This window comes from Streptomyces sp. NPDC023573 (genome assembly GCF_055559735.1).
The window spans coordinates 39,522-65,071 of the sequence record NZ_JBVHKB010000011.1 but is presented as its reverse complement, the minus strand read 5'-3'; the positions used below and the strand labels follow the sequence as shown (position 1 = coordinate 65,071).

General features: G+C 71.4%; 20 protein-coding genes. 11 read left to right on the top strand and 9 right to left on the bottom strand.

All coding sequences use genetic code 11. From position 1 onward, the window contains the following. Positions 1 to 106: 106 nt before the first annotated feature. Complete coding sequence (locus ACZ32T_RS29945) at positions 107 to 1,555, bottom strand: hypothetical protein (RefSeq protein WP_467370089.1); 1,449 nt, start codon at positions 1,553 to 1,555, stop codon at positions 107 to 109. 293 nt (positions 1,556 to 1,848) lie between these two features. Continuing rightward, complete coding sequence (locus tag ACZ32T_RS29940; protein ID WP_467267961.1) at positions 1,849 to 3,315, bottom strand: non-reducing end alpha-L-arabinofuranosidase family hydrolase; 1,467 nt, start codon at positions 3,313 to 3,315, stop codon at positions 1,849 to 1,851. A 602-nt stretch (positions 3,316 to 3,917) separates the two neighbouring features. On the opposite strand from ACZ32T_RS29940, the gene ACZ32T_RS29935 reads away from it, so the two are divergent. After that, positions 3,918 to 5,351: an endo-1,4-beta-xylanase gene (locus ACZ32T_RS29935; RefSeq protein ID WP_467267959.1), complete on the top strand. Its 1,434-nt coding sequence runs from the start codon at positions 3,918 to 3,920 to the stop codon at positions 5,349 to 5,351. Between the two features lie 324 nt (positions 5,352 to 5,675). Here the strand turns inward: ACZ32T_RS29935 and ACZ32T_RS29930 are convergent, their stop codons facing one another. Continuing rightward, entirely contained in the window at positions 5,676 to 6,473 is a 798-nt protein-coding gene (locus ACZ32T_RS29930) for an alpha/beta fold hydrolase (RefSeq protein ID WP_467267958.1), read from the bottom strand. 306 nt (positions 6,474 to 6,779) lie between these two features. Between ACZ32T_RS29930 and ACZ32T_RS29925 the strand changes: the two genes are divergently transcribed. The 3 genes from ACZ32T_RS29925 to ACZ32T_RS29915 all read left to right on the top strand — a co-directional run bounded on the left by ACZ32T_RS29925 (position 6,780) and on the right by ACZ32T_RS29915 (position 11,498). Next, positions 6,780 to 7,988 (top strand): CaiB/BaiF CoA transferase family protein, encoded by a 1,209-nt coding sequence (locus ACZ32T_RS29925; RefSeq protein WP_467370087.1) that lies wholly within the window; start codon positions 6,780 to 6,782, stop codon positions 7,986 to 7,988. A gap of 323 nt (positions 7,989 to 8,311) precedes the next feature. Further along, entirely contained in the window at positions 8,312 to 9,901 is a 1,590-nt protein-coding gene (locus ACZ32T_RS29920; RefSeq protein ID WP_467370085.1) for a pectate lyase family protein, read from the top strand. A gap of 388 nt (positions 9,902 to 10,289) precedes the next feature. Then, entirely contained in the window at positions 10,290 to 11,498 is a 1,209-nt protein-coding gene (locus ACZ32T_RS29915) for a cysteine desulfurase-like protein (protein ID WP_467370081.1), read from the top strand. A 45-nt stretch (positions 11,499 to 11,543) separates the two neighbouring features. Here ACZ32T_RS29915 and ACZ32T_RS29910 read toward each other — a convergent pair whose 3' ends face one another. Next, the gene (locus tag ACZ32T_RS29910; RefSeq protein ID WP_467267950.1) at positions 11,544 to 12,332 is read right to left on the bottom strand and encodes an IclR family transcriptional regulator; all 789 of its coding nucleotides are present in this window, start codon (positions 12,330 to 12,332) and stop codon (positions 11,544 to 11,546) included. Positions 12,333 to 12,541: 209 nt separating this feature from the next. Between ACZ32T_RS29910 and ACZ32T_RS29905 the strand changes: the two genes are divergently transcribed. Together ACZ32T_RS29905 and ACZ32T_RS29900 are read left to right on the top strand one after the other, a co-directional pair. Beyond that, complete coding sequence (locus ACZ32T_RS29905; RefSeq protein WP_467370079.1) at positions 12,542 to 13,879, top strand: gluconate:H+ symporter; 1,338 nt, start codon at positions 12,542 to 12,544, stop codon at positions 13,877 to 13,879. A 46-nt stretch (positions 13,880 to 13,925) separates the two neighbouring features. After that, positions 13,926 to 15,254 (top strand): enolase C-terminal domain-like protein, encoded by a 1,329-nt coding sequence (locus ACZ32T_RS29900; RefSeq protein WP_467267947.1) that lies wholly within the window; start codon positions 13,926 to 13,928, stop codon positions 15,252 to 15,254. A gap of 14 nt (positions 15,255 to 15,268) precedes the next feature. Here ACZ32T_RS29900 and ACZ32T_RS29895 read toward each other — a convergent pair whose 3' ends face one another. Further along, positions 15,269 to 16,144 carry an SDR family NAD(P)-dependent oxidoreductase gene (locus tag ACZ32T_RS29895; RefSeq protein ID WP_467267946.1) on the bottom strand — a complete coding sequence of 292 codons (876 nt, stop codon included), beginning with the start codon at positions 16,142 to 16,144 and terminating at the stop codon, positions 15,269 to 15,271. 148 nt (positions 16,145 to 16,292) lie between these two features. Here ACZ32T_RS29895 and ACZ32T_RS29890 point away from each other — a divergent pair, with 148 nt between their 5' ends. Then, positions 16,293 to 17,198, top strand: coding sequence for a LysR family transcriptional regulator (locus ACZ32T_RS29890; protein ID WP_467267945.1), 906 nt, complete (start codon positions 16,293 to 16,295; stop codon positions 17,196 to 17,198). Here ACZ32T_RS29890 and ACZ32T_RS29885 read toward each other — a convergent pair. Continuing rightward, the gene (locus tag ACZ32T_RS29885) at positions 17,137 to 17,946 is read right to left on the bottom strand and encodes an ABC transporter ATP-binding protein (RefSeq protein WP_467370077.1); all 810 of its coding nucleotides are present in this window, start codon (positions 17,944 to 17,946) and stop codon (positions 17,137 to 17,139) included. The two genes, ACZ32T_RS29890 and ACZ32T_RS29885, sit on opposite strands and share 62 nt — an antisense overlap. Further along, positions 17,943 to 19,760: a 2-isopropylmalate synthase gene (gene leuA, locus ACZ32T_RS29880; protein WP_467370074.1), complete on the bottom strand. Its 1,818-nt coding sequence runs from the start codon at positions 19,758 to 19,760 to the stop codon at positions 17,943 to 17,945. Before leuA ends, ACZ32T_RS29885 begins: the two co-directional genes overlap by 4 nt. Before the next feature lie 192 nt (positions 19,761 to 19,952). Between leuA and ACZ32T_RS29875 the strand changes: the two genes are divergently transcribed. Beyond that, entirely contained in the window at positions 19,953 to 20,642 is a 690-nt protein-coding gene (locus ACZ32T_RS29875; RefSeq protein WP_467267940.1) for a FadR/GntR family transcriptional regulator, read from the top strand. A gap of 36 nt (positions 20,643 to 20,678) precedes the next feature. Continuing rightward, positions 20,679 to 21,107, top strand: coding sequence for an NUDIX hydrolase (locus ACZ32T_RS29870; RefSeq protein WP_467267938.1), 429 nt, complete (start codon positions 20,679 to 20,681; stop codon positions 21,105 to 21,107). 35 nt (positions 21,108 to 21,142) lie between these two features. Here the strand turns inward: ACZ32T_RS29870 and ACZ32T_RS29865 are convergent, their stop codons facing one another. Then, positions 21,143 to 22,090 (bottom strand): hypothetical protein, encoded by a 948-nt coding sequence (locus ACZ32T_RS29865; protein WP_467370071.1) that lies wholly within the window; start codon positions 22,088 to 22,090, stop codon positions 21,143 to 21,145. Positions 22,091 to 22,277: 187 nt separating this feature from the next. Between ACZ32T_RS29865 and ACZ32T_RS29860 the strand changes: the two genes are divergently transcribed. Beyond that, positions 22,278 to 24,551, top strand: a complete 2,274-nt coding sequence (locus tag ACZ32T_RS29860; protein WP_467370069.1) for a heavy metal translocating P-type ATPase — start codon at positions 22,278 to 22,280, stop codon at positions 24,549 to 24,551. A gap of 73 nt (positions 24,552 to 24,624) precedes the next feature. Further along, positions 24,625 to 25,077 carry a flavodoxin family protein gene (locus tag ACZ32T_RS29855; RefSeq protein WP_356710459.1) on the top strand — a complete coding sequence of 151 codons (453 nt, stop codon included), beginning with the start codon at positions 24,625 to 24,627 and terminating at the stop codon, positions 25,075 to 25,077. A gap of 76 nt (positions 25,078 to 25,153) precedes the next feature. Here ACZ32T_RS29855 and ACZ32T_RS29850 read toward each other — a convergent pair whose 3' ends face one another. Continuing rightward, entirely contained in the window at positions 25,154 to 25,549 is a 396-nt protein-coding gene (locus tag ACZ32T_RS29850; RefSeq protein ID WP_467267932.1) for a TOBE domain-containing protein, read from the bottom strand. Between the last annotated feature and the right edge of the window lies 1 nt (position 25,550).

The window sequence follows — 25,550 nt, the reverse complement described above, 5'->3', positions numbered from 1 at the left end:
GAGGCATCACCTGTGGGGTCGTCGAAGGCGGTCGGCGCCCCGGTGGTGCGGGCGCGCGAGGACACGGCAGGGACGACGGCGGTCCTGCGGAACCGCCGTCGGGGGGTCAGAGAGAGGCCGCCTGGCGCGGCCGGGAGCGGTGGGTCGTGGTCCGGGAAGGCTGCTGCCCGGGCGGTTCCCGACCGGGGCCGGTGAGACCGGCCCTGAACAAGCCATGGGTCACCCGCTGCCGGGCGGCATCGTGAAGGGCGTCGCGCAGGTCCCCGTCCCGCAGACGTGCCCCGGCGCCGAGCACGCTTTCGACATGGGCCAGGGCTCCTGCCGCGTCCCCATGGGCGAGCCGGTCACGGACCTCGGTGAGGCAGTCCGGCCGGCGATGCGCCACGTCGATGACCCGGAGGCAGGGGAGGGGCGTCCCGGTGAGTGCGGCGAGCAGTTCCTCCCGCCGGATCTCGGCGGAGTCGTGGTCCAGCGGAACCAGCACCCCGTCGACCAGGCCGATCCGGTGCCGGGCGCCCCGGCAGTCCACCGACCACGGTGCGGTCCGGCCGCCCCCGTCCCCGTTCTCGTCCGCGGAGGGTCCGGGGACGGAGGACCCTGGTGGGCCGGGCTCCAGGGCCGCCGCCACCAGCGGATGCAGCCGCTCGGCGCCGATCCAGCCGCCGCGGAGCAGTACGAGGTCGGGCAGGACCCAGGTGGCGGCGTCGGGCAGGACCGGAAGTCCGGCGCAGGCACCCGCCCGCGCGAACTCGGCCGAGCGCACCTCGGGCGTCGCTCCGTCTCCCCCCGAAGCCGAAGCCGAAGCCGAAGCCGAAGCCGAGGACGAGGACGAGGCCGAAGCCCTCGCTGAGGCGCGGACGTCCAGGAGAAGACGTCTTCGGGCGCCGAGCCGGACCGCGACCCGGCCCCCTTCCGGACTGCTCTCCGCCGCCGTCAACAGGGCCGCCTCGGCTGCCCACCGGCCGGACGCGAACCGCTCCGCACCCGGCAGGGACCCGGCCCAACGTGGCGCCGGCCCACCGGCCACGGAACGATCGCGCAGTTCACCGCTGCGGTTCGCGTCCCACAGATGGCGGTGCAGATCCAGACGGAACCGCCGGTCGGGCGGCCGGTAGCCGCGTGGTCCGGGCGACGCGGGGCCGTCCCACAGCGCCAGGCTGATCCGCTGTCCGGCGTCCGCCCACGCGGGCGCCGTACGCACGACGAGGTGGACCGGACGTGCGCGCCCCGGATCGTCGTACCGGACGAGCGTGAGGGAAGTGCCGGGCCGCAGGAAACCGTCAGGTGCGGTCCTGGGCATGTGCCAGCGCAGCAGATCGGGTGCGAGCCGACGCAGGTCCGCCCGGAGTCGGGCAGCCAGTTCGCTGCCGTGGAGGCGTCCGACGGTACGCAGGTCGAGGTCGACGTCGAATCCGGCGGCGGCACACGCCCCCGCCCAGTCGCCGGCGGCACGCCGGGCCGTCGCGGTCCTGATCATGGGGGGCGGCACGGCGATCTCGCGCACGCGCAGCCAGAAGGAGAGGCGGGAATCCTCGAACGCGGTCCTGGTGAGCATCAGCACTCACCTTGCGCGGACGGGACCCCCAATCTGCGAACACATCGTGTAGTCATCGGCGGGAGCGTAACCCGGACCCGCGCGGCGGGCCACACCTTTTCCGCACGGCGCCGCCCCAGGTACCCGAGTGACTGACCCGGCACCGGGCTCGGGCCCGCCACTCGACGGATCTGAGGCTCTGGCCGGTGCTGGTCCCGGCGCCCGGGACGCCGGATGTCACGTGGTGGCGGGCTCGGCCGAATGCCGAGCCCGCCGTGCCGGCTCCGTAGCGGAACCGGGCCCGTTACACGCCGTCAGCGCTGCAGTGTCAGCAGACCCGGACGGTAGGGCAGGAGGCCGTAGTCGCCCCCGGAGCCGGGGTTGCGCCCCTGGTAGAGCAACCGCAGATTGCAGGGGTCGACGGTCATGGTCTGATCGGGGCTGGTGCGGAGCAGTTCGCCATGGCTGATGTCGTTGGTCCAGGTGGCCCCGCTGTTGGCCTTGCCGGCGAAGGGATTGCTCTCGGTCGCGGCCTGGGGTGTCCATGAGCCGTTCAGACTGGTGGCCGTGAACGAGCGGAAGTAGCGGCCCTGGGAGCCGATCGCCTCCACGATCATGAGGTAGCGGTTCTGGCCCTGCAGCTTGTAGACCTGCGGGGCTTCGAACAGGTTGTTCGTCGTGTCGCTCATGACCACTGTCGAGGTCGCGCCGAAGCTGCCCGGGAAGTTCCCGATCGGCATGCCGGCCCGGTAGATCTTGCCGTTGTCACCGGCGAAGAACAGGTACATGTTCGTCCCGTCGCCGATGAGCGTCTGGTCGATGGGTCCCGTTCCGGAGTCGGGGATGCTCCCGGAGAAGAGTACCTGCGGGGCTGACCAGCCGTTCGGATCGGTGGGGTCGCTCGACGTCCGGTAGGAGAAGGCCGTCCCGCCCCACTGGTAGGCGAGCACCCAGATGTCCTTGGGCGCGAAGTGGAAGAGCGTGGGCGCGACCGTGGAATTCGACATCGCGTTCTGGCCGGCCGATGCCATTTCCGGCCAGTCGCTGAACAGGCTGAAGTTCATGGAACCCCAACTCGTCCCCGTGTCGTGCGTCGTCGCATAGACGAGTTGCCTGCCGCCGTAGGGGACGACGGTGAAGTCCTTGAGCGAGACCCACCCCGCCTTGGGCTGCGCCAGCGCACCCGTCGATGTCCAGCGGTACGTCGAGGGAAGATCGCACGGGCCGGAGCTGTCACCGCCGACCTTGACCAGCTGCCATTGCTGGTTGGCGCCACCCCAGTCGTCGTACTGGACGATATTCGCGTTGTCGGCAGCGGAGGCGCCCTGCACTTCGAGGGCCTTGTCGCTGTGGCGCGAGATGAGCCTCACGTAGCCGTCCGAGCTGTCGGCCAGTCGCCACTGCTGGTTCGTGCCGTTCAGATCGGCCCACTGGACGATCGAACCGCCGTTCGCGGTCGACCAGTTGTGGACGTCCAGCACCTTGCCCGAATGCCGGGACCTGATGCGGTAGTAGCCGCCTCCGGAATCGACGAACTGCCACTGCTGCTGCGCTTGGTCGTTCCTGGTCCACTGGGTGATGCGGGCGCCGTCACCGGTCGCCATGTTGTAGACGTCCAGGGCCTTGCCGCTGCTGCGGTTGACCAGCACGTACGAGGCATCGGAGTCCACGGTCGCCGCGCCGGCGGGCTGGGCGCCGAGGAAGGTGGCCAGGAGCAGCAAGGGTGCGAGGACGGCGAGTAATCGCCGTGCCCGGACCGGGGAAGGGTGACGGAACCACATCGGAGGGCCTCCTTGGTGGGGGGCGGGGTGAGGCGACCCCCGGCGAGCCGCGTGTCGGCCGTGCCAGGGGGCGGAAGATTCCGAAATCTTTCGAAGAACTTCCGGATTCTTTGACGGCTCAAGCTAGGAATGCAGAGCCCTCGGGTCAAGACCTGGCGCCGATCTGCTCGCAAACAGATTCGCTCCTGCGGGTGTGGCAAGCTGCTGCGTCTGCCAGGAACGCCCTGTTCTCGGTACTCAGACATCCGTCGGCGGCGGCGTCGGAGGTCTGAGGCCCGGCTCGCCGGGAGCTCTGAAAGTTTCGACATACAAACAGAAACTTTTTCTGTGAAGAGTATTGACGATCCACCGTCAACACCTCAGCATCCCTGTCTGAGACACCGGCCGTTGTCCGACATCCCGCACACCATTCGGCTCCGGGCAATCCGCGCCGCACAGCGATCCACGCACAGCCGCACGACAGATCCGCACACCGAAGCACCCACACCGCCGCTTCTCCGCTCCGGTGAGGTCCCGGCTCGCCCCGCCCGTCCGAGAAGGAGCGGACGACGCACCGCCCCGCGCTTCAGTCCTTCCGTGATTTCTACCTTGGAGGCACAGTCATGGGCTCGTTCGCCCTTCCCCGACCCGGTATCCGCCGGAGATCCCGCGGCCTGCTGATGGCGCTGGTCGTCGGCGCTCTCGGTGCGGCCGGCACTCTGGCCGCACCGCCGGACGTGCACGCGGCCGAGAGCACGCTCGGCGCCGCGGCCGCGCAGAGTGGTCGCTATTTCGGCACCGCCATCGCCTCGGGCAAGCTCGGTGACGGCGCGTACACGACGATCGCGGGCCGTGAGTTCAACTCGGTGACGGCCGAGAACGAGATGAAGATCGACGCCACCGAACCGCAGCGGGGCCAGTTCAACTTCACCTCTGCCGACCGTGTCTACAACTGGGCGGTGCAGAACGGCAAGGAGGTGCGCGGTCACACCCTGGCCTGGCACTCCCAGCAGCCCGGCTGGATGCAGAGCCTCGGCGGCAACGATCTGCGCCAGGCGATGATCGGCCACATCAACGGCGTGATGGCCCACTACAAGGGCAAGATCGCGCAGTGGGACGTCGTGAACGAGGCGTTCGCCGACGGCAGTTCAGGAGCCAGGCGCGACTCGAACCTGCAGCGCAGCGGCAACGACTGGATCGAGCTCGCCTTCCGCACCGCGCGCGCCGCCGACCCGTCCGCCAAGCTCTGCTACAACGACTACAACGTCGAGGACTGGACCTGGGCCAAGACCCAGGCCATGTACTCCATGGTCCGGGACTTCAAGCAGCGTGGCGTGCCGATCGACTGCGTCGGCTTCCAGTCGCACTTCAACAGCGGCAGCCCCTACAACAGCAACTTCCGCACCACCCTGCAGAACTTCGCCGCCCTCGGCGTCGACGTGGCCGTCACCGAACTGGACATCCAGGGCGCCTCGCCCACGACCTACGCCAACGTGGTCAACGACTGTCTGGCCGTCGAGCGCTGCCTCGGCATCACCGTCTGGGGTGTCCGCGACAGCGATTCCTGGCGAGCGGAGCACACGCCGCTGCTGTTCAACAACGACGGCAGCAAGAAGTCGGCCTACACCGCCGTCCTCAACGCACTCAATGAGGGCGACTCCACGGAGCCTCCCGCGGATTCCGGACAGATCAAGAGCGTCGGTTCGGGCCGCTGCCTTGACGTGCCCGGCACCAGTACCACCGACGGCACCCAGCTCCAGCTGTGGGACTGCCACAGCGGCACCAACCAGCAGTGGGCGTTCACCGATGCGGGCGAGCTGAGGGTCTACGGCAACAAGTGCCTGGACGCGGGCGGCACCGGCAACGGTACGAAGGTCCAGATCTACAGCTGCTGGGGCGGCGACAACCAGAAGTGGCGCCTCAACTCCGACGGATCCATCGTCGGCGTCCAGTCCGGCCTCTGCCTCGACTCCGTCTCGGGCGGCACCGCCAACGGCACGAAGATCCAGCTCTACTCCTGCTCGAGCGGCGGCAACCAGCGCTGGACCCTGACCTGACGGGGCCGGCCGGCGGTCCCGCCGGGCAGACCCCGACGCGGGCGACGTCCGGCTGAGCAACCGCGCCGGCAGCAAGGCGGTGGAGGCGCAGCACGCCTCCACCGCCGACGGCGTGGCAACGCCGTCCGGTAACACCGACCGGAGAGGCGCGCCGACCCCCGTGCCACAGTCTCGGTGCCGGACGCCTGCCCATGGTCACCCTTCCGGATGCGGAAGTGGCGCGGCGAAGGCGCGTCCGGGCACCCTCATATCGCGCCCGGCGCTCTTCGTCGTGCCCTTTCCGGTGGGACGCCTCGCCGCTCTCGCGGTGTTCCACGCCCCCGGTCAGCCGAGGAACTCGCGGACCAGGGCCCCGGCCGTCTCCCGGCACTCCTCGAAGTAGGCGTGCCGGGCGCCGGGGAGGAGACGGGCGGTGGCGTCCGGGATACGGGCCGCGAGGAGCGAGGCGTTCTCCGGCGGGGTGAGCCGGTCCTGGTCGCCGTGGAGGATCAGTGCGGGGGCCGCGACGGAGGGGAGCGCGTCCCACGCGTCGTGCCGGTTGCTCGCGGTCAGGTGCCCGCGCCGGGCGTGCGGCTGCATGTGGGGGTCGCCGAGGGTCCCGTACGGACCGGGGTGCCGGGCGATCCAGCCGGGACTGTACATCAGCTCGGTCAGGGTCTGCCGTACGGCGTCCGGGTCGGGCAGGGCCAGGGCCCGGCGTACCGTGGCATCGCGTTCGACGGCGGCCGGCCCGCCGGGCGAGGTGCAGCCGAGGACGAGGCGCCGGACCCGGCCGGGGTGGCGGGCGGCGACCCACTGGGCGACCCGGCCGCCCATCGAGGTGCCGTAGACATCGGCCCGCTCGATGCCCAGCGCGTCGAGGACGGTCACCACGTCCTCCGCGAAGCGGCGCGTGGAGTAGCCCTCCCGGGGCGCGTCGCTCGCGCCGGTGCCGCGGTAGTCCATCGTGAGCGTGGAGTGGGTGCCGTGGAAGTCCTCGCGTACGCCGTCCCACCAGTGGTGGTTGTTCGCCTGCCCTGCCAGGAGGACCAGCGGCAGGCCCGTGCCACGGCGTTGGTAGGCCACCGACACCCCGTCGTCGGTCCGTGCGAAGGCGTCGGGGTGTTCGTCGGCGTCGGTCACAGGAGTTCCTTCCGGAGGTGTGGGTGCCCAGGCTCATCTGCCGCCGGGAACCGTCCAGTCGTCGGCCACGGGAGCCACCGCCCACAGATGCTCCCGCACCAGGAGCGGCGCTGAGGAAGGGGGCCGTCGTCACCAGAAAGGTTCCCAGCCGGGTCGGCCGGGGTCAGCGGCTCGGCGAGCAGACCGCTCGTGCTCTCCGGGAGCCCGCGCCGGCGTCGCCCGTCACGTCTCCGGGTGGGTCGCACGCACATGAACGCAGATGATGGTACTCCCGCTCGGGTCACCGACATCTCCGGAGGACAACGCATGGCCGAGAACGCAGCGCCCGCCGACGACCTGCCGCTGTCCGGCATCACGGTCGTGAGCGTCGAGCAGGCGGTGGCCGCACCCTTCGCCACCCGCCAGCTCGCCGACCTCGGAGCTCGGGTGATCAAGGTGGAGCGCCCGGGTGAGGGCGACTTCGCGCGCCGTTACGACACCACGGTGCACGGTCAGTCCAGCTACTTCGTGTGGCTGAACCGCTGCAAGGAATCGGTGACCCTGGACCTCAAGTCCGAACAGGGACGGGAGGTCCTGGAGGAACTCCTGGCACAGGCGGACGTGTTCGTGCAGAACCTGGCGCCCGGCGCCGCCGCCCGCATGGGCCTGGGTGCCGACGCGCTGGCGAAGCGCTTCCCGTCGCTGATCCCGTGTTCGGTGACCGGTTACGGATCGAGCGGACCGTGGGCGGACCGTAAGGCCTACGACCTGCTGGTGCAGTGTCAGACCGGTCTGGTCTCGCTGACCGGCAGCGCCGAGGAGGCCGCGCGCGTCGGGGTGTCCGTCGCCGACATCGCCGCCGGCATGTATGCCTACAGCGGCATCCTCACCGCGCTGTTCACGCGGGCGACCCGTGGTTCCGTACGTGCCGTCGAGGTCTCCCTCTTCGAGGCGCTGGCCGAATGGATGAGCCAGCCCGCCTACTACACGGCGTACAGCGGGGCGCAGCCGCCCCGGGCCGGTACCCGGCACGCCACCATCGCCCCGTACGGCACCTACACCGCGGCCGACGGCAAGGACGTACTGCTCTCCGTGCAGAACGAACGTGAATGGGCGGCCCTCTGCGAGAGGTTCCTCGGCGACCCCGGCCTCACCGACGACCCGCGCTTCGCCGGCGGGCCCGCGCGGGTGAGCCACCGTGAGGAGGTCGAGGCGCTCCTCGCCGGGCGGATCGCCGCGTCGGACAGCGGCGAGGTGATGGCACTGCTCGACGCCATCGGCATCGCCAACGCCCCCGTCAACGACGTGAAGCAGTTCCTGGAACACCCCGTGCTGACCGGCCGTAACCGCTGGCGGGAGGTGCCCGTACCCGGTGGGGAGACGATGGCGGCCCTGCTGCCGCCCGTCGACCTGGCCGGCACCTCCCCGCGCATGGGCGCGGTGCCCGCAGTGGGCGAGCACACCGAGCCGATTCTGGCCGAGCTGGGCCACACGCCCGCAGACATCGACGCCCTGCGGGCCGCCGGCGCCATCTGACCGCCGCGAACACCGCCGGTCCCCAGGCTCCTCGCAGTCGTGCGCCGAGGCCGAGCCGGATTCCGTACGTGTCATGAACCTTGTCAGTTGACGGTGGGCGCCCTATTGTCGCGGGCAGAAAGCGCTTTCCCCTCCTGGTTCCGTCCGGTGGAAGCGTCCGCGGCGACGGCCGTCGCGACGGACGCGCACGAGCCGCCACCGGTCCGGCGAAGGGCTCACGCACCACCGCCGACGAGGCTGCCCGGTGACCACCGGGGGTCCCGCCGGTCCGCCGTTGCGACCGCGGCGAAACCCAGCACGTGAAGACGAATGGGGACACGAACATGAGACGACCTGTCGCACTGCGACTCAACGCCGCGCTGGCCACGATGGCCGTGGCGGCCGCGACCGGTGTGGTGATGTCGATGCCCGAGGCCTCGGCGGCGGTGGCCGGCAGCGCCACCGGCTACGCGAGCCAGAACGGCGGGACCACCGGAGGAGCCGGCGGTGAGACGGTGCGGGCCACCACGGGTACCGCGATCCACGCGGCCCTGTGCGGCCGGGCGAGCAGCAGCACCCCGATCACCATCGAGGTGCAGGGCACCATCAACCACGGCAACACCGCGAAGGTGTCGGGCGACAGCTGCAACACCGCCGCCGGCGTGATCGAGCTGAAGCAGATCAGCAACGTCACGATCGTCGGTGTCGGAAGCGGCGCGGTCTTCGATCAGCTGGGCATCCACATCCGGGAGTCCAGCAACATCATCATCCAGAACGTGACCGTCAAGAACGTCAAGAAGTCCGGCTCGCCGACCTCCAACGGCGGTGACGCCATCAGCATGGAGAGCGATGTCCGCAACGTCTGGGTCGATCACACGACCCTGGAGGCGTCGGGCGGGGAGTCGGAGGGCTACGACGGCCTCTTCGACATGAAGGACAACACCCAGTACGTCACGCTGTCCTACAGCACCCTGCGCAACTCCGGCCGCGGCGGCCTCATCGGGTCCAGTGAGTCCGACGTCTCGAACGGCTACGTCACCTTCCACCACAACCTGTACGAGAACCTCGACTCACGCACCCCCCTGCTGCGTGGCGGCATCTCGCACATCTACAACAACTACTACGTGAAGCTCAACGAGTCCGGTATCAACTCCCGGGCAGGCGCCAAGGCCAAGGTGGACAACAACTACTTCAAGGACTCCAAGGACGTCCTGGGCACGTTCTACACCGATGCGGCCGGATACTGGCAGGTCAGCGGGAACACCTTCGACAACGTGACCTGGTCGGCCCGTAGCGGCGACAACCAGCCCGCCGGGCCGAACCCGACGTCGAACACCACCGTCAGCATCCCCTACTCCTACAAGCTCGACGGTGCGAGCTGCGTGCCGGGGATCGTGGCCGAGACCGCCGGGGCGAACAAGGGCCTGAAGGTGTCGGACGGCAACTGCTCGCCGCAGACGCCGGACCCGACCGACCCCACGCCGGACCCGACCGACCCGACGCCGGACCCGACCGACCCGACGCCGGACCCGACCGACCCGACGCCGAACCCGACGGAGCCGCCCACCGGGACCAACCTCAGCATCGGCGCGGGCGCGGACGGTTCCAGCAAGGCCGACGGGACGAGTTACGGCAACGTGCGGGACGGTGACATGAGCACCTTCTGGTCACCGGCCGGCTCGACCGGTTCCGTATCGGTCAAGTGGGGGACCGCCACCTCGGTCGCCAAGATCAACATCCGCGAGGCGTCGGGCTCCACCGGCAGCATCGGAACCTGGAGGGTCGTCAACGGGGACACCGGCGCCGTCCTGACCTCCGGCAGCGGTGCGGGTGTCATCACGGTCCCGCGGACCTCGCTGAAGAAGATCACCTTCCAGATCACCGGCTCGACCGGTACGCCGAAGGTCGCCGAATTCGAGACGTACGCCGGATGACGTACCGCCGGATGACGTACGCCGGAAAGCGGTGAGTGAACGGGGGCCGTCGGACGCGACGGCCCCCGTTCCGTGTGGTGGTCCCCCCGGGAGGGACGCCGCACCTGAGCCCTGTGGTGGGATCGGCGGCACTCCTGGGCCCCGCCCGGCACCGAGGTCGACGTACGCCGCGTCACGCGCGGTACCGAGTCCGTCGGGTCCGAGCACGACGAGGCGCTCGCCGGCGTCCCTGTCGTCGACCCGACCGGTGCTGCCATCATGAGCCCCGAGTCCCAGGTCCGGCTCGGTGTCCGTCCGAGCCGCGTCTGCTACCTGCCGCCCCGGGCGAAGGAGCGTGTCGGCTGACGCGCACCGTTCCGGCCGCCGCCCTTCCCCTACGGAGTACCCCTTGAGCAGCGACACCCTCGACGTGCAGGCGATCCGTGCCTGCTTCCCCGCGCTGGAGGCGGGCAGCGCCCGCTTCGACGCCCCGGGCGGCACCCAGACGCCCCGGCAGGTCATCGACGCGATCACCGAGGCCCTCACCCGTCCGCTGGCCAACCGCGGCCCGCTCACGGAGGGCGGACGCAACGCGGAGGCGATCGTGACCGGCGCGCGGCGGGCGCTGGCCGACCTGCTCGGCTCGGAGGCCGGGTCGGTGGTGTTCGGGCGCAGCGCCACGCAGCTCGTCTACGACCTGGCGCGCACCCTGGCCAAGGACTGGGGCCCGGGGGACGAGGTGGTGGTCTCCCGGCTGGACCACGACTCGAACATACGTCCCTGGGTGCAGGCCGCCGAGGCCGTGGGAGCGACGGTCCGGTGGGCCGACTTCGACCCCGCGACGGGCGAGCTCGGCGCCGAGCACATCGAGGCCGTGCTGTCCGGCCGTACCCGGCTCGTCGCCGTCACGGCCGCATCCAACCTCATCGGCACCTGCCCCGACATCCCGGCCCTCGCGGCGCTGGTGCACGGAGCCGGAGCGCTCTTCCACGTCGACGCGGTGCACTACGCCTCGCACGCCACGGTCGACCTGGCCGCGCTCGGCGCGGACACCCTGGTCTGCTCGCCGTACAAATTCCTCGGACCGCACCTCGGCGTGCTCACCGGGCGGCGGGAACTGCTCCACAGCCTGCGGCCGGACAAGCTGCTGCCCTCCAGCGACGCCGTCCCCGAGCGTTTCGAACTGGGCACGCTGCCCTACGAACTGCTGGCGGGCGCGACGGCGGCCGTGGACTTCCTCTCCGCGCTCGTCCCGGGAACGGGCAGCCGGCGGGAGGATCTGCGCCGGGCGTTCACCGCGCTCGCCGCGCACGAGGACCGGCTGCACGGCCGCATGGAGGAGGGCCTGGCGACGCTGGACGGCGTCACGGTGTACTCGCGCGCGGCACGGCGCACCCCGACGACGCTGTTCACGGTGGCGGGCAGGAAACCCGAGGAGGTCTCCCGGCACCTGGCCGGACGCGGTGTCGACGCGCCGGCGGGCTCCTTCTACGCGTGGGAGGCGTCCCACCGTCTCGGACTGGGCGAGGAGGGCGGCGTACGGGCCGGTCTCGCGCCCTACTCGTGCGACGAGGACGTCGACCGCCTCCTGAACGCGCTCGACGTGCCCCGCCGCTGACAGGGCGGCAGGCACCGCGCGAGCGGCGCTCCCGGACGGCGCCGGTCAGCGCCAGTCGGGGGCGCCGGACGCGGGGGACGGGACGCTCTCGATCTTCGTCCGGATCTCCCGCATGACCGCCACGACCCGGGTCTCGTGCTCCTCGCTGAGCCGCGCCACCGGCACCGAGCAGCTGATGGCGTCGATGGCCGGGGAGTCGTACCGGAGGGCGAAACCGAAGCCCGCGATGCCCTTCACCGTCTCCTCGCGGTCGATGGAGTAGCCGCGCTCGCGCACCCCGGCGAGGTCGGCGACCAGGGTGGAGCGCTCGGTGTGGGTGTTCTCCGTACGGGCCGTCAGCGGGCCGTCGGGCAGCGGCAGGCGGTGGTCGGGGCGCTCGGCGAGCAGGGCCTTGCCGAGCGCTCCCGCATGGGCCGGGATCCGGCGGCCGACCCGGCTGATGGTGCGCGGGTACTCGTGGGACTCGCGCGTCGCGAGATAGACGACGTTGGTGCCGTCGAGCCGGGCCAGATGGATGGTCTCGCCGAGCGCGTCCGAGGCCTCGGCCAGATAGGGGCGGGCCGCGCGCACGTGCGGGTCGCTGTCCAGATAGCTCGTCCCCGTGTGCAGGGCGCGGATGCCGATGCCGTAGAGCGAGCCGGTGGTGTCGGTGCGCACCCATCCGCAGTCGACGAGGGTCCGCAGCAGCTGGTACATGCTGCTGCGCGGTACGCCCAGTTCCCCGGCGAGTTCGTCCAGGCGGGCCGGCCGGTCGCCCCGGGCGGCGAGGAGTTCGAGCAGCGCGACGGTGCGGGACGCCGACTTCACCCCACGTACCCCGTTGTTCTCCGGCATGTCCACATCCTAAATCCGCGTGGTCGGACCCATTGACCGCGTCGCGTTCACACGCCTAACCTCCGTTCTCATACATGTACGTCATCTGCATACAGGGATGAGCCCACGCGGTCACCGAAGGCGTGCCCCACGTCGGCGGCGCCGACGAGGAGCCTCCGCGGGCCGGGGTTCCACAGCCCGACAGTCCGACAGTTCAAAGGGGAACTGACATGCCGCTCCTCGTGGTCGGGATCAGCGTTCTGGTGCTGCTGCTCCTGATGACCCGCATGAAGCTCAACGGCTTCGCCGCACTCCTGCTCGTGGCGGTCGGCGTCGCGCTGGTCCAGGGCATTCCGGCGGTCGAGATCCCGGACGTCCTCTCGGCCGGCATCGGGGACCAGATCGGCGACACCATGCTCACGATCGGCCTGGGCGCCATGGTCGGCCGGGTCATGGGCGACTCGGGCGCCGCCCAGCGGATCGCGGGCAAGCTGCTCGACGCCTTCGGGCCGCGCGGTGTCCAGGTGGCCATGGTGGTCACGTCCATGCTCATCGGCGTGACCATGTTCTACGAGGTCGCCTTCATCATCATCGTGCCCATCGCGTTCACGCTGGTCAGGGTCACCGGGGTGAACCTGCTCTGGGTGGGCCTTCCGATGTCGATCGCCCTGTCCACCATGCACAGCTTCCTGCCGCCGCACCCCGGCCCGACCGCCGTCGCCGCGACCTTCCACGCCTCCGTGGGCCACACCCTCTTCTACGGTCTCTTCATCGCCGTGCCGGCCGGTGCGCTCATCGCGCTCCTGTGGCCGCGGCTGCCGTTCGTCAGGGCGATGAACCCCTCCATACCCAAGGGCCTGGTCAGTGAGCGCGAGTTCACCGACCAGGAGATGCCCGGCATGGGCTGGTCGCTCTTCGTGGCCCTCTTCCCGGTGGTCCTGATCGCCGGCGCCGCCGTCACCGACATGCTCACCTCCGGCGAAAGCGCCTTCCTGCACGGGGTCGCCTTCATCGGCTCGGCACCGGTCGCACTGCTGCTGGCCCTCCTCCTGGCGGCCTGGGCGTTCGGCCCGCGCATCGGCCGCAGCCTGGCCGACGTCAGCGCCTCCTGTGCCTCGGCGGCCCAGGCCATGGCGATGATCCTCCTGGTCATCGGCGCGGGAGGTGCCTTCAAGAACGTCCTCGTCGAAGGCGGGATATCCGACTACATCAAGGACATCACCGAGCACTGGGCCGTCTCACCGATCATCCTCGCCTGGCTCATCGCCGCCATCCTCCGCATCGCGCTCGGCTCCGCCACGGTCGCCGTGGTCACCGCCTCCGGCGTCGTGCTGCCGCTACTCGCGGGCAGTGGCGTCCACCCGGAGATGATGGTGCTCGCCGTCTCGTGCGGATCGATCGCCTTCTCCCACGTCAACGACCCCGGATTCTGGCTGTTCAAGGAGTACTTCAACCTCTCGGTCATCCAGGCCATCAAGGTCCGCACCGGCTACACGACGGTGCTCGCGGTCCTGGGTCTCGGTGGCGTCCTGGCAGCCGAGTGGGCCCTCGACGTCATCGGCCTCTGAACGCCCCGCCCCCAGCCCCCTCCCGTACCCAAGGAAACGGACCAGCATGAACCAGCCGACCGTCACCCACTTCGCCGTCTATCCCGTCGCGGGCCGCGACTGCATGGAGCTGAACCTCTCCGGCGCCCACGGCCCCTTCTTCACCCGCAACGTCGTCGTCCTCAAGGACTCCGAAGGCCGTACGGGGCTGGGCGAGGTGCCCGGGGGCGAGAGGATCACCCGCACCCTGCGGGACGCCGAACGGCTGGTCGTCGGCGCGAAGGTGGGCGACTACAAGCGCGTCCTGCGCGAGATCGGGAGCCGGTTCGCGGACCGCGACGCGGGCGGACGGGGCGCGCAGACCTTCGACCTGCGGACCACGGTGCACGCCGTCACGGCCGTCGAATCGGCCCTTCTCGACCTGCTGGGCCAGCACCTCGACGTACCGGTCGCGGCGCTGTTGGGCGACGGCCTGCAGCGGGACTCCGTACGCGTGCTGGGCTACCTCTTCTACGTCGGCGACCCGGACCGCACCGACCTGGACTACGTCCGCGAACCCGGCTCCGACGTCGACTGGTACCGCGTCCGGCACGAGGAGGCACTCACGCCCGGGGCGATCGTCCGCCAGGCCGAGGCCGCCCACGGCCTGTACGGCTTCCGTGACTTCAAGCTCAAGGGCGGGGTCCTGGCCGGCGCGGAGGAGGTCCGGGCCGTACGCGCGCTCAAGGACCGCTTCCCCGAGGCGCGGATCACCCTGGACCCGAACGGTGCCTGGTCGCTGCGCGAGGCGGTCGAGCTGTGCACCCCGCTGGTGGGCACGCTCGCCTACGCCGAGGACCCCTGCGGGGCGGAGGACGGCTACTCGGGGCGCGAGGTCCTCGCCGAGTTCCGCCGCGCCACGGGCCTTCCGACCGCGACGAACATGATCGCCACCGACTGGCGGCAGCTGACCCACGCCCTGGCCCTCCAGTCGGTCTCCATCCCGCTGGCCGACCCGCACTTCTGGACCATGCAGGGGTCCGTGCGGGTGGCGCAGTTGTGCAACGCGATGGGCCTCACCTGGGGCTGCCACTCCAACAACCACTTCGACATCTCGCTCGCCATGATCACGCACTGCGGCGCCGCCGCCCCCGGCGAGTACAACGCCCTCGACACACACTGGATCTGGCAGGAGGGACTGGAACGGCTCACCGTCGAACCGCCGCGCATCGCCGGTGGCGAGATCGCCGTCCCGGACGCCCCCGGCCTGGGGGTCGAACTCGACATGGACCGCCTCCTGGCGGCCCACGAGCTCTACCGCGAGCAGGCGCTGGGGGCGCGGGACGACGCCGAGGCCATGCGGTACCTCGTGCCCGGCTGGACCTTCGACGCCAAGCGGCCCTGCCTGGTGCGGTAGGGCGGACCGCCCCGTCAGGAGGCGCGTGCCGCCGTCGCCAGGAGCTGCGCCGTCCACCTGCGCACGGCCTCGGTGAGCTCCGGTGTGACGAACGCCAGGAGCGTGTCGTCCACGGTGCCGTCGGGCCCTACGACCAGGCCGGTCCGCCCTTCCAGGGCAGGATCGGTGGCGGCGGCCAGCGGGCCCCTCGCGGCCGAGGTGACCGGAGCCGAGACGCCCTTCAGGATCTGCTCCCAGTGAGGACGCAGCGCCGGCGGCAGGATGTCGATGGTCATGAGCGCGGCGTTGTCGGTCGCGGCCGCCCCGGGGTCCGCCGCGAACACCGCGACACCTCTGGACTCCAGACGCCCGGCCAGCTCCACGGAGTGTGCGAGATGGGCCAGCTTGGCCCGCCCCGTGGTGGCCAGACCGTAGTGGGGGCCCGCTGGTTCGGCGTCCTCGAACACGGTCTGGGCCGCGGCGATCGCGCTCGACGTGACGTTCACGATGCGGCTCGGGGCAGCGGCGGCCAGCGCGTCGAGAAGCGTCTCGGTGAGGACGTAGGGCGAAAGGTGGTTCAGGGCGATGCTCGCCTCGATGCCCTCGGGGCTCTCCCACCGCTCGGTCCACATGCCGCCCACGTTGTTCACCAGGAGGTCCAGGGCACCTTCGCCGGCGAGGCGCTCCCCGAGCCGCCGGGTCCCGGCGAGTGACGACAGGTCCGCGCGGACGAAACGTCCCGCGCCGCGCCCGGCGGCCTCGTCGACACGGGCCACCGCCGCCTCTCCCCGGGCCGGGTCGCGGGCGACGAGGGTGACGTCCCATCCTCGCCGTGCCAGCCCGACGGCGGTCTCCAGGCCTATGCCTCCGGTGCCGGCCGTCACCACTGCCTTCGGGGTGTGCTCAGTCATGTCCCTGCTCCTGTTTCGCCGTGTCGTCCGCGGGGCGGGTGGGCCCCGTCCGTGCCTCCAGCAGACAGGCTCCGCGCCGGTCATGGAAGTTCCGGTCCGGCATGGCCCCATGCGGCCGCGGCATGGCCTCAGGTGGGAGGATGTGCGCATGGGTGATGTGGAGATCCGGCAGGTCCACTACTTCGTCGCTGTGGCGGAGGAGGGCAACTTCACCCGCGCCGCTGAGCGGCTGTCGATGACGCAGCCCGCACTCTCCCGCGCGATCCTGGCCCTCGAGAGGACCGTCGGCACCACCCTGCTGCTGCGCACCCCGAAGGGCGTCACACCCACGGCCGCCGGTCACGCCATGCTCGAAGAGGGCAGGTCACTGCTGGCCCAGGCGGGGAACGTCACCTCGCGGGTACGCCGGGCGGCGGAGCAGCGGACCTCGGTGACGGTGACCGGGCCCGGCTGCGACGCGGCTCTGCTGGACGGCATGATCCGGGCGTACAACGGGACCGGTCCGCGGGACCCGGCCCGTATGACCGTCGGCACGATCGACGACCAGCTCGGCCGGCTGCGGTCGGGGCAGGCGGACGTCGCGCTCCTGCGCGCCGCCCTGCCCGGCCCCGGACTGGACAGTGTGGTGCTCCGCCACGAGCGCCTCAGCGTGCTGATGGGGAACCGGCACCGGCTGGCGGACCGGGAGACCCTGACGGTCGCCGACCTCGCGGGTGAACCGCTGCTCGGCTGGGTGGGCCCGGGCGCCCAGCTCGACGACCCGGTCCTCTGGCCTGACGGGCTGCCGGGCACACCGGGGCCGCAGGTGAGCGACGGCCTGCAGATGCTGGCGGTGGTCCGGCTCGGGCAGGCCGTCGCGCTCGCCTCCCCGCCGGCGGACGGCACCGGTGCGCCCGAGGGAACCGTCGGGATCCTCCTGGAGGACGGGCCTGCCGTACCCGTGCGGCTGGTCTGGCCGCGGGAGCGTACGACGCCGGCCGTGCGGCGCTTCGTCAGGTACGCCGTGGCGTCGGCCGGCTCGTCCGCACGCTCCACCGGCCCTCGAAACGGGTGAGACGGACCGGATGGTCGAAGCACTTGCTGATCTGATCGCTGGTCAGTACCTCGTCGACGGGGCCTGAAGCCAGGCACCGCCCGTCACGCAGCAGCATCACATGGGTCGTGCCGGGAGGAAGCTCCTCCAGGTGGTGCGTGACCAGGACCGACGCGAGCTCCGGTGAGCTCTGCTGAAGGGTGTCGATCCGTTCGATCAGCTGCTCACGGCCCGCGAGGTCCAGCCCCGTCGCCGGTTCGTCCAGGAGCAGCAGCCGGGGCCGCGGCATGAGCGCCCGGGCGATCAGGGCGCGCCCCCGTTCGCCCTGGGACAGGGTCGGCCACCTCGCCTCGCGCCGTCCGGCGAGCCCGAGCAGACCGGCGAGGCTGTCGGCCAGAGCCAGTTGTTCCGCTGTCGGCCGCCAACGGGGCACCGGCTCGATGCTGTTGGTCAGGCCCGTCAGGACGACGTCCCTGACCTTCAGCGGTGAGCGCAGCGCGTGACGCGGGTCCACGTGGCCGACGTACGTGCGCAACTGGCGCAGGTCGACGCGCCCCAGCTCGTGTCCGAGCACCTCGACCGTGCCCCGGGAGGGGTGCGCGAGGGCTCCGAGGAGACTGAGGAGCGTGCTCTTGCCGGCGCCGTTCGCGCCGAGCAGGGCCCAGTGCTCGCCGGCCCGTACGGTCAGCGACACCTCGCTGAGGATGTGGTTCCCGTCGCGTACGAGGTCCACCTCGTGGACGCGGAGGACGGGGGGCGTGTCGTTCATCGGGTCTGTGCTCCGGTGCGGTTGACGGCGGCCATGACGGCGTGGACGGAAGCGGCGAGGACCGAGGTGTCCCAGCCGGATCCCCAGCGGGTGACCCCGTCCACGCGGCACTCGGCGTAGGCGACGGCGGGGCTGCCCGGCCCGGTGGTGGTGGAGTGCTCGGCGTAGCCCAGGACGTCGACCGTGACACCGGCCGGGCGCAGGGCGTCCGTCAGGGCGGAGAGCGGGCCGTTGCCGGTGCCCCGGCAGGAGCGGGTCAGGCCGTCGGCCCGCAGCTCGCAGACGAACTCGTGCTCACCGGGCCCGGTCTCCGAGGTGGTCCAGGACTCCAGTGTGAGCGGACCGTCCTGCGCGGGGGCGATGTAGGTGGCGCGGAAGAGGTCCCACAGCTCCTTGTGGGAGAGCTCGCGCCCGGTGCTGTCCGTGACGTGCTGAACCGTACGCGAGAAGTCCGGGCGCATCGCCTGCGGCAGGTCGAGCCCGTGGCGGGTGCGGAGCAGATGCGCGATTCCTCCCTTCCCGGACTGGGAGTTGATGCGGATGACCTCCTCGTACGTACGGCCGATGTCCCCCGGGTCGATGGGCAGGTACGGCACCTCCCAGGGTGCCTCCCCGGCGCTCACCCCGGACTCGGCCGCCCGCTTGGCGTGGCGGGCCATGCCCTTGGAGATGGCGTCCTGGTGGGTGCCGGAGAACGCCGTGTGCACGAGTTCACCGCCGTAGGGGTGCCTGGGGTGGACCGGGAGCCGGTTGCAGTGCTCCACCACGTCACGGACCGCGTCGATGTCGGAGAAGTCGATCATCGGGTCGACGCCCTGCGCGTGGAGATTGAGCGCCAGGGTCACCAGGTCGACGTTCCCGGTGCGCTCGCCGTTGCCGAACAGGCAGCCCTCCACCCGCTGCGCGCCTGCCAGCACGGCGAGTTCGGCGCAGGCGACGCCGGTGCCCCGGTCGTTGTGCGGGTGCACGGAGAGGATCACGGAGTCGCGGCGTGCCAGATGACGGTGCATGTACTCGATCTGGTCGGCGTAGACGTTCGGCGTGGCGATCTCCACCGTGGCCGGCAGGTTGTGGATCACCGGCCGGTCCGGGCTCGCCTCCCACAGCTCGGTGAGGCCGTCGCAGATCTCCAGGACGAAGTCCGGCTCGGTGAGGTTGAAGACCTCGGGGGAGAACTCGAACCGGACGTCCCCGCCCCGCCGCTCCTCCACCCGGCGCATCAGGTGCGTGGCGGCGTCCCTGATCAGCGCCTGGACCTCGGCGCGGGACCGGCCCAGGACGACGTCCCGCCACACGGGCGCGGTGGCGGTGTAGAGGTGGATCAGAGTGCGGGGGAGCCCTTCGACGGAGTCGACGGTCCGGTCGATCAGGTCCTTGCGGGCCGGGGTGAACACGGAGACCGTCACGTCGTCGGGCACCGCACCGCTCCGCGCGAGGTGGCGTACGAAGTCGAAGTCGGTCCGGCTGGCGGACGGGTAGCCGACCTCGATCTCCTTGAAGCCCATGGTGACCAGGAGATCGAAGAGGCGGCGCTTGCGCTCGGTGTCCATGGGCTCGGCCAGCGCCTGATTGCCGTCCCGCAGGTCGACGGGGACCCACAGGGGAGCGTGCCGGAGCCGGCGCGAGGGCCAGGTGCGGTCGGTCAGGGGCAGCGCCACCCGGTCGTGGGCGGGACGGTAGCGGTGGTGGGGCATGGCGCTCGGGCGCTGGGGATTCCAGGCCGGCGCGGCCGCCGGGAGGTCACCGGACGGCGTGCGCAGGGTGGGGAAGGCCGTGGTCCCCGAGGGGGACGGAGTACCGGAGGAAGAAGTCATCGCGGGAGCACTGCTTTCGGTCGGCCATGAGATGACCGGCACAGCCCGACACCCGCTGCGGGGGGCCGGTCGGTCGTGTCAGGCCCCGCAGCGGCGGACGAGGAGAAGGAGCTCGTTCAGCGGCATGCCGGGTACAGTAGCCGGAAGCAACTCCTCAGACAACCTGAGGTGTAAACCGGGAAGTGACCTCACATGCCGTTGGGACCCCTGAGACCTTCGCCCCTGGTCGAGCAGGCCGCTGAACATCTGCGCGAGCAGATCAGCACGGGTGCCTGGCCGGTGGGGACGAAACTCCCCGGTGAGACGAGCCTGGCGGCCTCCCTGGGAGTCGGGCGTTCCACGGTCCGTGAGGCGCTGCGCGCACTCGCGGGGGCGGGGCTGGTGCGGGCGAGACAGGGGGCGGGCGTCTTCGTCATCGCGGCCGAGCCCGAGGAGGACTGGGCCACGCGGCTGCGCCGGGCGGCCGTCACGGACGTCTACGAGGTCCGTATCGGTATCGAGGTCGAGGCCGCGCGGCTGGCCGGGCGACGCAGGACGGACGACGACGTCGCGGCCCTCACCGCCGCCCTGGCCGGACGTCGCGCCTCCGCCGGCGCGGGCGACGCCGCGTTCGTCGACGCGGACATCGCCCTGCACGCGGCCGTGGTCGCGGCGGCACACAACCCCGTCCTCTCGGCGCTGTTCACCGAATTCGTCCCCACGCTGCGCCAGGGGCTGATCGACATGCTCGCACTGCTGGAACTGCGCTCAGGGGATCCGAACCACGGCGACGAGGGCCACGCCTCGCTGGTGGACGCCGTCGCACGGGGGGACGGCGACGCGGCGGGCCGTACGCTCCGCGAGGAGCTGGAGCAGACCCTGGCCCGGCTCACGTCGCTGTAGCGGGACTCACCGGGAACCGAGAGGAAGGGGCCGGGGATGGACAGGCCGAGAATCCGTGTCGCCGCGTATGTGATCCGTCGTCGCGAGTGCGCGGAGCTGCTGGTGTTCGATCACGTCGGCATGGCCGAGGCCGGGACCCAGATCCCCGCCGGGGGAGTCGAGCCGGGTGAGGCGCTGCCCCGCGCCGTCCTGCGGGAGGTCGCCGAGGAGACCGGCCTGCTGACCGCCGCCGTGGTCCGGCCGACAGCCGTCGACGAGAGGCCGCACCCGCAGACGCGGCAGCCGCGCCGGACCACCTTCTTCCTGCTGCGGGCACCGGAGGACACCCCCGACGCATGGGTCCACCGGGTCCGGGGCGACGGCGCTGACGCCGGCCTCACCTTCGCCTGCCGGTTCGAGGCCCTTCCACTGCGGCACCCTCTGGCCGACGGGCAGGACGCGTGGCTGGGGGACCTGGAGCTCTGAGCGGGACCGGGGAGCGCACCGCCGGCCGCCGTACGTCAGTGGCCGTGGCCCCCGTCCTCGTGCCCGTCCGAAGGCGTCGCCGGACGGGGGGTGTCCGCCGCCGCACCGGACCGGACGGTGAAGGCCGCCGTCCGGACGGTGTCGTCGTGCTTGAAGTCCAGGAACAGCCGGTAGGTGGCGGAGCCGGGTGCCGTCGCGGTGAACGAGACGTCCGGCCCGGGCTCCGTGGAACCGTCGCCGGGCTCCCCGTCCGGGTGCACGTGGAGATAGGCGAGGTCACCGGCGCGCAGGGCGACGAGATGTCCGTACGCCCCCAGGTGGGGCTGCAGATCGGTGACGGGCCGGCCGCCCTTCTGCACCGTGAAGGCGAGGTGCTCCGGCACGCCGGGGCGCAGGGTGCCGTTCAGGGAGACCGTGTACCCGTCGACCTCGGCCGTCAGGGCGGGCTTCGGGAGCTCCGCCGCCTTGTAGGGCCCGGACACGGCCAGATCCGCGCCCAGGGTCAGGTCCGAGGCGTTCCTGCCGGCGGGCGTGAAATCGGCGAAGACCCGGTAGTCGCCGGCCGCGGGCAGCTCCACCGGGGTGCTCCACGTGCCGTCGGCCGCCAGCGTGGGGTGCAGGTGGCGGTAGGTCGCCAGGTCGCGGGAGGCGAGGATCAGATGCATCTCCTTGTCGTGCTCACGCTGGAAGTCGGTGACCGGCCTGCCTGACCGGTCGAGAACGGCGAAGCGCAGTTCGCCGCGCCGGTCCGCCTCCACGCGTGGGCTCCTGAGGTCGAGCGTGTAACCGCCCTCGGAGATCTGGAGGCCCCCGGCCGGAGATCCGTTGCGACTGCCCTCGGCGTGCGGCGCCGCGCTCTCCGTGGGGGCGGAGGCCCGGGCGGTGCCGGCCCCGGGGGCCGTGACGGCTCCGATGCCGTATGCGGCGCCGAACGAAGCGGCGAGTGCGGCGGTGAACGCGGTGATCTTCACGACGGGATTCATGACTGCTCCTGGTGCCTTCTGTGCGGAGGGCTCGCAACGGTCCGACGTCTCACACCATATACCCGAGGGGGGTATGTGGATGTGGCGCTCCGGAGACTTGCCAAGTATACGGGTGGGGGGTATACCTGGCCGAGGTGGGGATACCCATGAGGGGTATAGTGGACACCGTTCGGACGAGGAGCAGTAAATGACTACAGCCACTCCCGGCGCCGACAGGGTCGAGCTCGCCATCGGCGGCATGACCTGTGCCTCGTGCGCGGCGCGGATCGAGAAGAAGCTCAACCGTATGGAGGGGGTCGAGGCCACGGTCAACTACGCCACGGAGAAGGCCAGAGTCGCCTTCGCCGAGGACATCTCGGTCGACGACCTGATCGCCATGGTCGAGGCCACCGGCTACACCGCCCAGCGCCCGGTCCCGCCCCTCCCCGAGCCCGGCGACTCCGGCGAGCCCGCCGCCGGCCGGGGCGAGGACGAGCGCGCCGACGGCGAACTGCGGTCCTTGCGCCAGCGGCTCGTCACCGCGGTGCTGCTCGCCGCGCCGGTCATCGCGATGGCCATGATCCCGGCCCTCCAGTTCGAGTACTGGCAGTGGCTCTCCCTCACGCTGGCCGCCCCGGTCGTCACCTACGCGGCCTGGCCCTTCCACCGCGCGGCCTGGACCAACGCCCGGCACGGTGCGGCCACCATGGACACCCTGATCTCGGTCGGTACGTCGGCGGCGTTCCTCTGGTCACTGTGGGCGCTCTTCTTCGGAACCGCCGGGATGCCGGGCATGACGCATCCATTCGAATTCACGATCAGCCGCGGCGACGGAGCGGGGAACATCTACCTGGAGGCCGCCGCCGGTGTCACGGCCTTCATCCTTGCCGGCCGGTATTTCGAGGCGCGCTCGAAGCGCAAGGCGGGCGCCGCTCTCAAGGCGCTCATGGAGTTGGGCGCCAGGGAAGTCACCGTGCTGCGCGAGGGCCGCGAGATCACCCTGCCCACGGCCGGTCTGCACGTGGGGGACCGCTTCCTGGTCCGCCCCGGCGAGAAGATCGCCACGGACGGGACCGTCGTCGAGGGGGCCTCCGCCGTCGACGTCTCGATGCTCACCGGCGAGTCGGTGCCCGTCGAGGTCTCCGTCGGTGACTCCGTCACCGGCGCGACGCTCAACGCCGGCGGCCGCCTGGTCGTCGAGGCCACCAGGGTCGGCGCCGACACCCAGCTGGCCCGGATGGCCACGCTCGTGGAAGAGGCCCAGAGCGGCAAGGCCTCCGCCCAGCGCCTGGCCGACAGGATCTCCGCGGTCTTCGTGCCCGTCGTCATCGGGCTGGCGCTCGCCACGCTCGGCTTCTGGCTCGGCTCGGGCGCCGGACTCACCGCGGCCTTCACGGCGGCCGTCTCCGTACTGATCATCGCCTGCCCCTGCGCACTGGGCCTGGCCACGCCCACCGCCCTGCTCGTCGGCACCGGCCGTGGGGCCCAGCTCGGCATCCTGATCAAGGGACCGGAGGTCCTGGAGAACACCCGCAGGGCCGACACGATCCTCCTCGACAAGACGGGCACCGTCACCACGGGCCGCATGACGCTGCTGAAGGTCCACGCGGCCGCCTCCACGGACGAGACCGAGGTGCTGCGCCTCGGAGGCGCACTGGAGCACTCCTCCGAACACCCGATCGCCCGGGCGGTCGCCGAGGGCGCCGCCGGGACCGTGGGCACGCTGCCCACGCCCGAGGACTTCGCGAACGTCCCCGGCCTCGGTGTGCAGGGCGTCGTCGAGGGCCACGCGGTCCTCGTCGGCCGGGAGAGGCTGCTGGCCGACTGGTCCATCGAGCTTCCCGAAGAGCTCAGGAAGGCCAAGGACCTGGCCGAGCAGGACGGGCGGACCGTGATCGCGGTGGCCTGGGACGGCGAGGCGCGTGCGGTCCTGGAGGTCGCCGACGCCGTCAAGGAGACCAGCGCCGAAGCGGTCCGGCGGCTGCGCGGCCTCGGGCTGACCCCCGTCCTGCTGACCGGCGACAACAAGGCGGTCGCCGCATCCGTCGCCGCCGAGGTCGGCATCGACGAGGTCATCGCCGAGGTGATGCCGCAGGACAAGGTCGAGGTCGTCAAGAGGCTCCAGGCGGAAGGACGCAGCGTCGCCATGGTCGGCGACGGGGTCAACGACGCGGCCGCGCTCGCCCAGGCCGACCTGGGCCTGTCCATGGGGACGGGCACGGACGCCGCCATCGAGGCCGGCGACCTGACTCTCGTACGCGGGGACCTGCGGGTGGCCGCCGACGCCATCCGGCTCTCCCGCCGGACGCTGGGCACCATCCGCTCGAACCTGTTCTGGGCCTTCGCCTACAACGTGGCGGCCCTCCCGCTCGCCGCCGCCGGCCTGCTCAACCCCATGATCGCCGGTGCTGCCATGGCGTTCTCGTCGGTCTTCGTCGTCGGCAACAGCCTCCGGCTGCGCGGCTTCCGCCCCGCCGGCTGAGAAGGAGCCACGCCCCGCCGCCCGCGCCCCTCGACAGGGGCGCGGGCGGCGGTGTGCGGGTAGGTTCGGGAGCGTGGCCACTCTGCTGATCGTGCATCACACGCCCTCGCCCAACTGTCAGGCGCTGTTCGAGGCGGTGGTCTCCGGCGCGACGACGGAGGACATCGAAGGGGTCCGGGTCGTGCGACGGGCGGCGCTCTCCGCCACGGCCTCCGATGTGCTCGCGGCCGACGGCTACCTGCTCGGTACCCCGGCGAACCTCGGGTACATGTCAGGGGCCCTGAAACACTTCTTCGACCAGGTCTACTACCCGTGCCTGGACGCGACGAAGGGCCGGCCCTTCGGCTACTACGTGCACGGCGGCAACGACGTCACCGGCGCCGTACGGGGCATCGAGACGATCACCACGGGCCTCGGATGGCGTCGCACGGCCGACGCCGTGACCGTCACCGGCGAGCCGGGCAAGGCCGACACGGAGGCGTGCTGGGAGCTGGGGGCGACCCTCGCCGCAGGGCTGATGGACTGACCGACTCCCGGCGCGCGCGCCTCCACGCTGTCGCACCGTCGGCGGGGACGGCCGCCACCCGGCGGCGGATGCCGCGTCAGGTGCGGTCGATGTGCACGCTGGTCGACTTCACTCGGGCCGTGGCCTGCATGCCGACCTCGAGTCCCAGTTCCTCCACTGCTTCCCGGGTCAGCAGCGAGACGAGGCGGTGCGGGCCGGCCTGGATCTCGACCTGGGCCGCCACGTCGCCCAGCTTCACCGCCGTGACGATGCCGGGGAAGGCGTTGCGCGCCGAGGTGTAGGGCACCTCCTCCTCGCCGGGGGTGGCCTGTCCGACCTCGATCGAGAACGCGGCCAGATCGCGGCCCTCGATGAGGCGGCGCCCGCCCTCGTCGCGATGCGTCGCGACGCGGCCGGCGTCCGCCCAGCGGCGGGCGGTGTCCGGGCTCACGCCGAGAAGACGTGCCGCCTGCCCGATGGTGTAGGTCTGCATG

Coding starts and splice junctions, on each gene's coding strand:
- ACZ32T_RS29925 (WP_467370087.1), top strand. CDS start 6,780: ATGGCCGAGAACGCAGCGCCCGCCGACGACCTGCCGCTGTCCGGCATC.
- ACZ32T_RS29895 (WP_467267946.1), bottom strand. CDS start 16,144: ATGACTGAGCACACCCCGAAGGCAGTGGTGACGGCCGGCACCGGAGGC.
- ACZ32T_RS29945 (WP_467370089.1), bottom strand. CDS start 1,555: ATGCTCACCAGGACCGCGTTCGAGGATTCCCGCCTCTCCTTCTGGCTG.
- ACZ32T_RS29875 (WP_467267940.1), top strand. CDS start 19,953: ATGCCGTTGGGACCCCTGAGACCTTCGCCCCTGGTCGAGCAGGCCGCT.
- leuA (WP_467370074.1), bottom strand. CDS start 19,760: ATGACTTCTTCCTCCGGTACTCCGTCCCCCTCGGGGACCACGGCCTTC.
- ACZ32T_RS29870 (WP_467267938.1), top strand. CDS start 20,679: ATGGACAGGCCGAGAATCCGTGTCGCCGCGTATGTGATCCGTCGTCGC.
- ACZ32T_RS29850 (WP_467267932.1), bottom strand. CDS start 25,549: ATGCAGACCTACACCATCGGGCAGGCGGCACGTCTTCTCGGCGTGAGC.
- ACZ32T_RS29890 (WP_467267945.1), top strand. CDS start 16,293: ATGGGTGATGTGGAGATCCGGCAGGTCCACTACTTCGTCGCTGTGGCG.
- ACZ32T_RS29940 (WP_467267961.1), bottom strand. CDS start 3,315: ATGTGGTTCCGTCACCCTTCCCCGGTCCGGGCACGGCGATTACTCGCC.
- ACZ32T_RS29865 (WP_467370071.1), bottom strand. CDS start 22,090: ATGAATCCCGTCGTGAAGATCACCGCGTTCACCGCCGCACTCGCCGCT.
- ACZ32T_RS29885 (WP_467370077.1), bottom strand. CDS start 17,946: ATGAACGACACGCCCCCCGTCCTCCGCGTCCACGAGGTGGACCTCGTA.
- ACZ32T_RS29900 (WP_467267947.1), top strand. CDS start 13,926: ATGAACCAGCCGACCGTCACCCACTTCGCCGTCTATCCCGTCGCGGGC.
- ACZ32T_RS29910 (WP_467267950.1), bottom strand. CDS start 12,332: ATGCCGGAGAACAACGGGGTACGTGGGGTGAAGTCGGCGTCCCGCACC.
- ACZ32T_RS29905 (WP_467370079.1), top strand. CDS start 12,542: ATGCCGCTCCTCGTGGTCGGGATCAGCGTTCTGGTGCTGCTGCTCCTG.
- ACZ32T_RS29920 (WP_467370085.1), top strand. CDS start 8,312: ATGAGACGACCTGTCGCACTGCGACTCAACGCCGCGCTGGCCACGATG.
- ACZ32T_RS29860 (WP_467370069.1), top strand. CDS start 22,278: ATGACTACAGCCACTCCCGGCGCCGACAGGGTCGAGCTCGCCATCGGC.
- ACZ32T_RS29935 (WP_467267959.1), top strand. CDS start 3,918: ATGGGCTCGTTCGCCCTTCCCCGACCCGGTATCCGCCGGAGATCCCGC.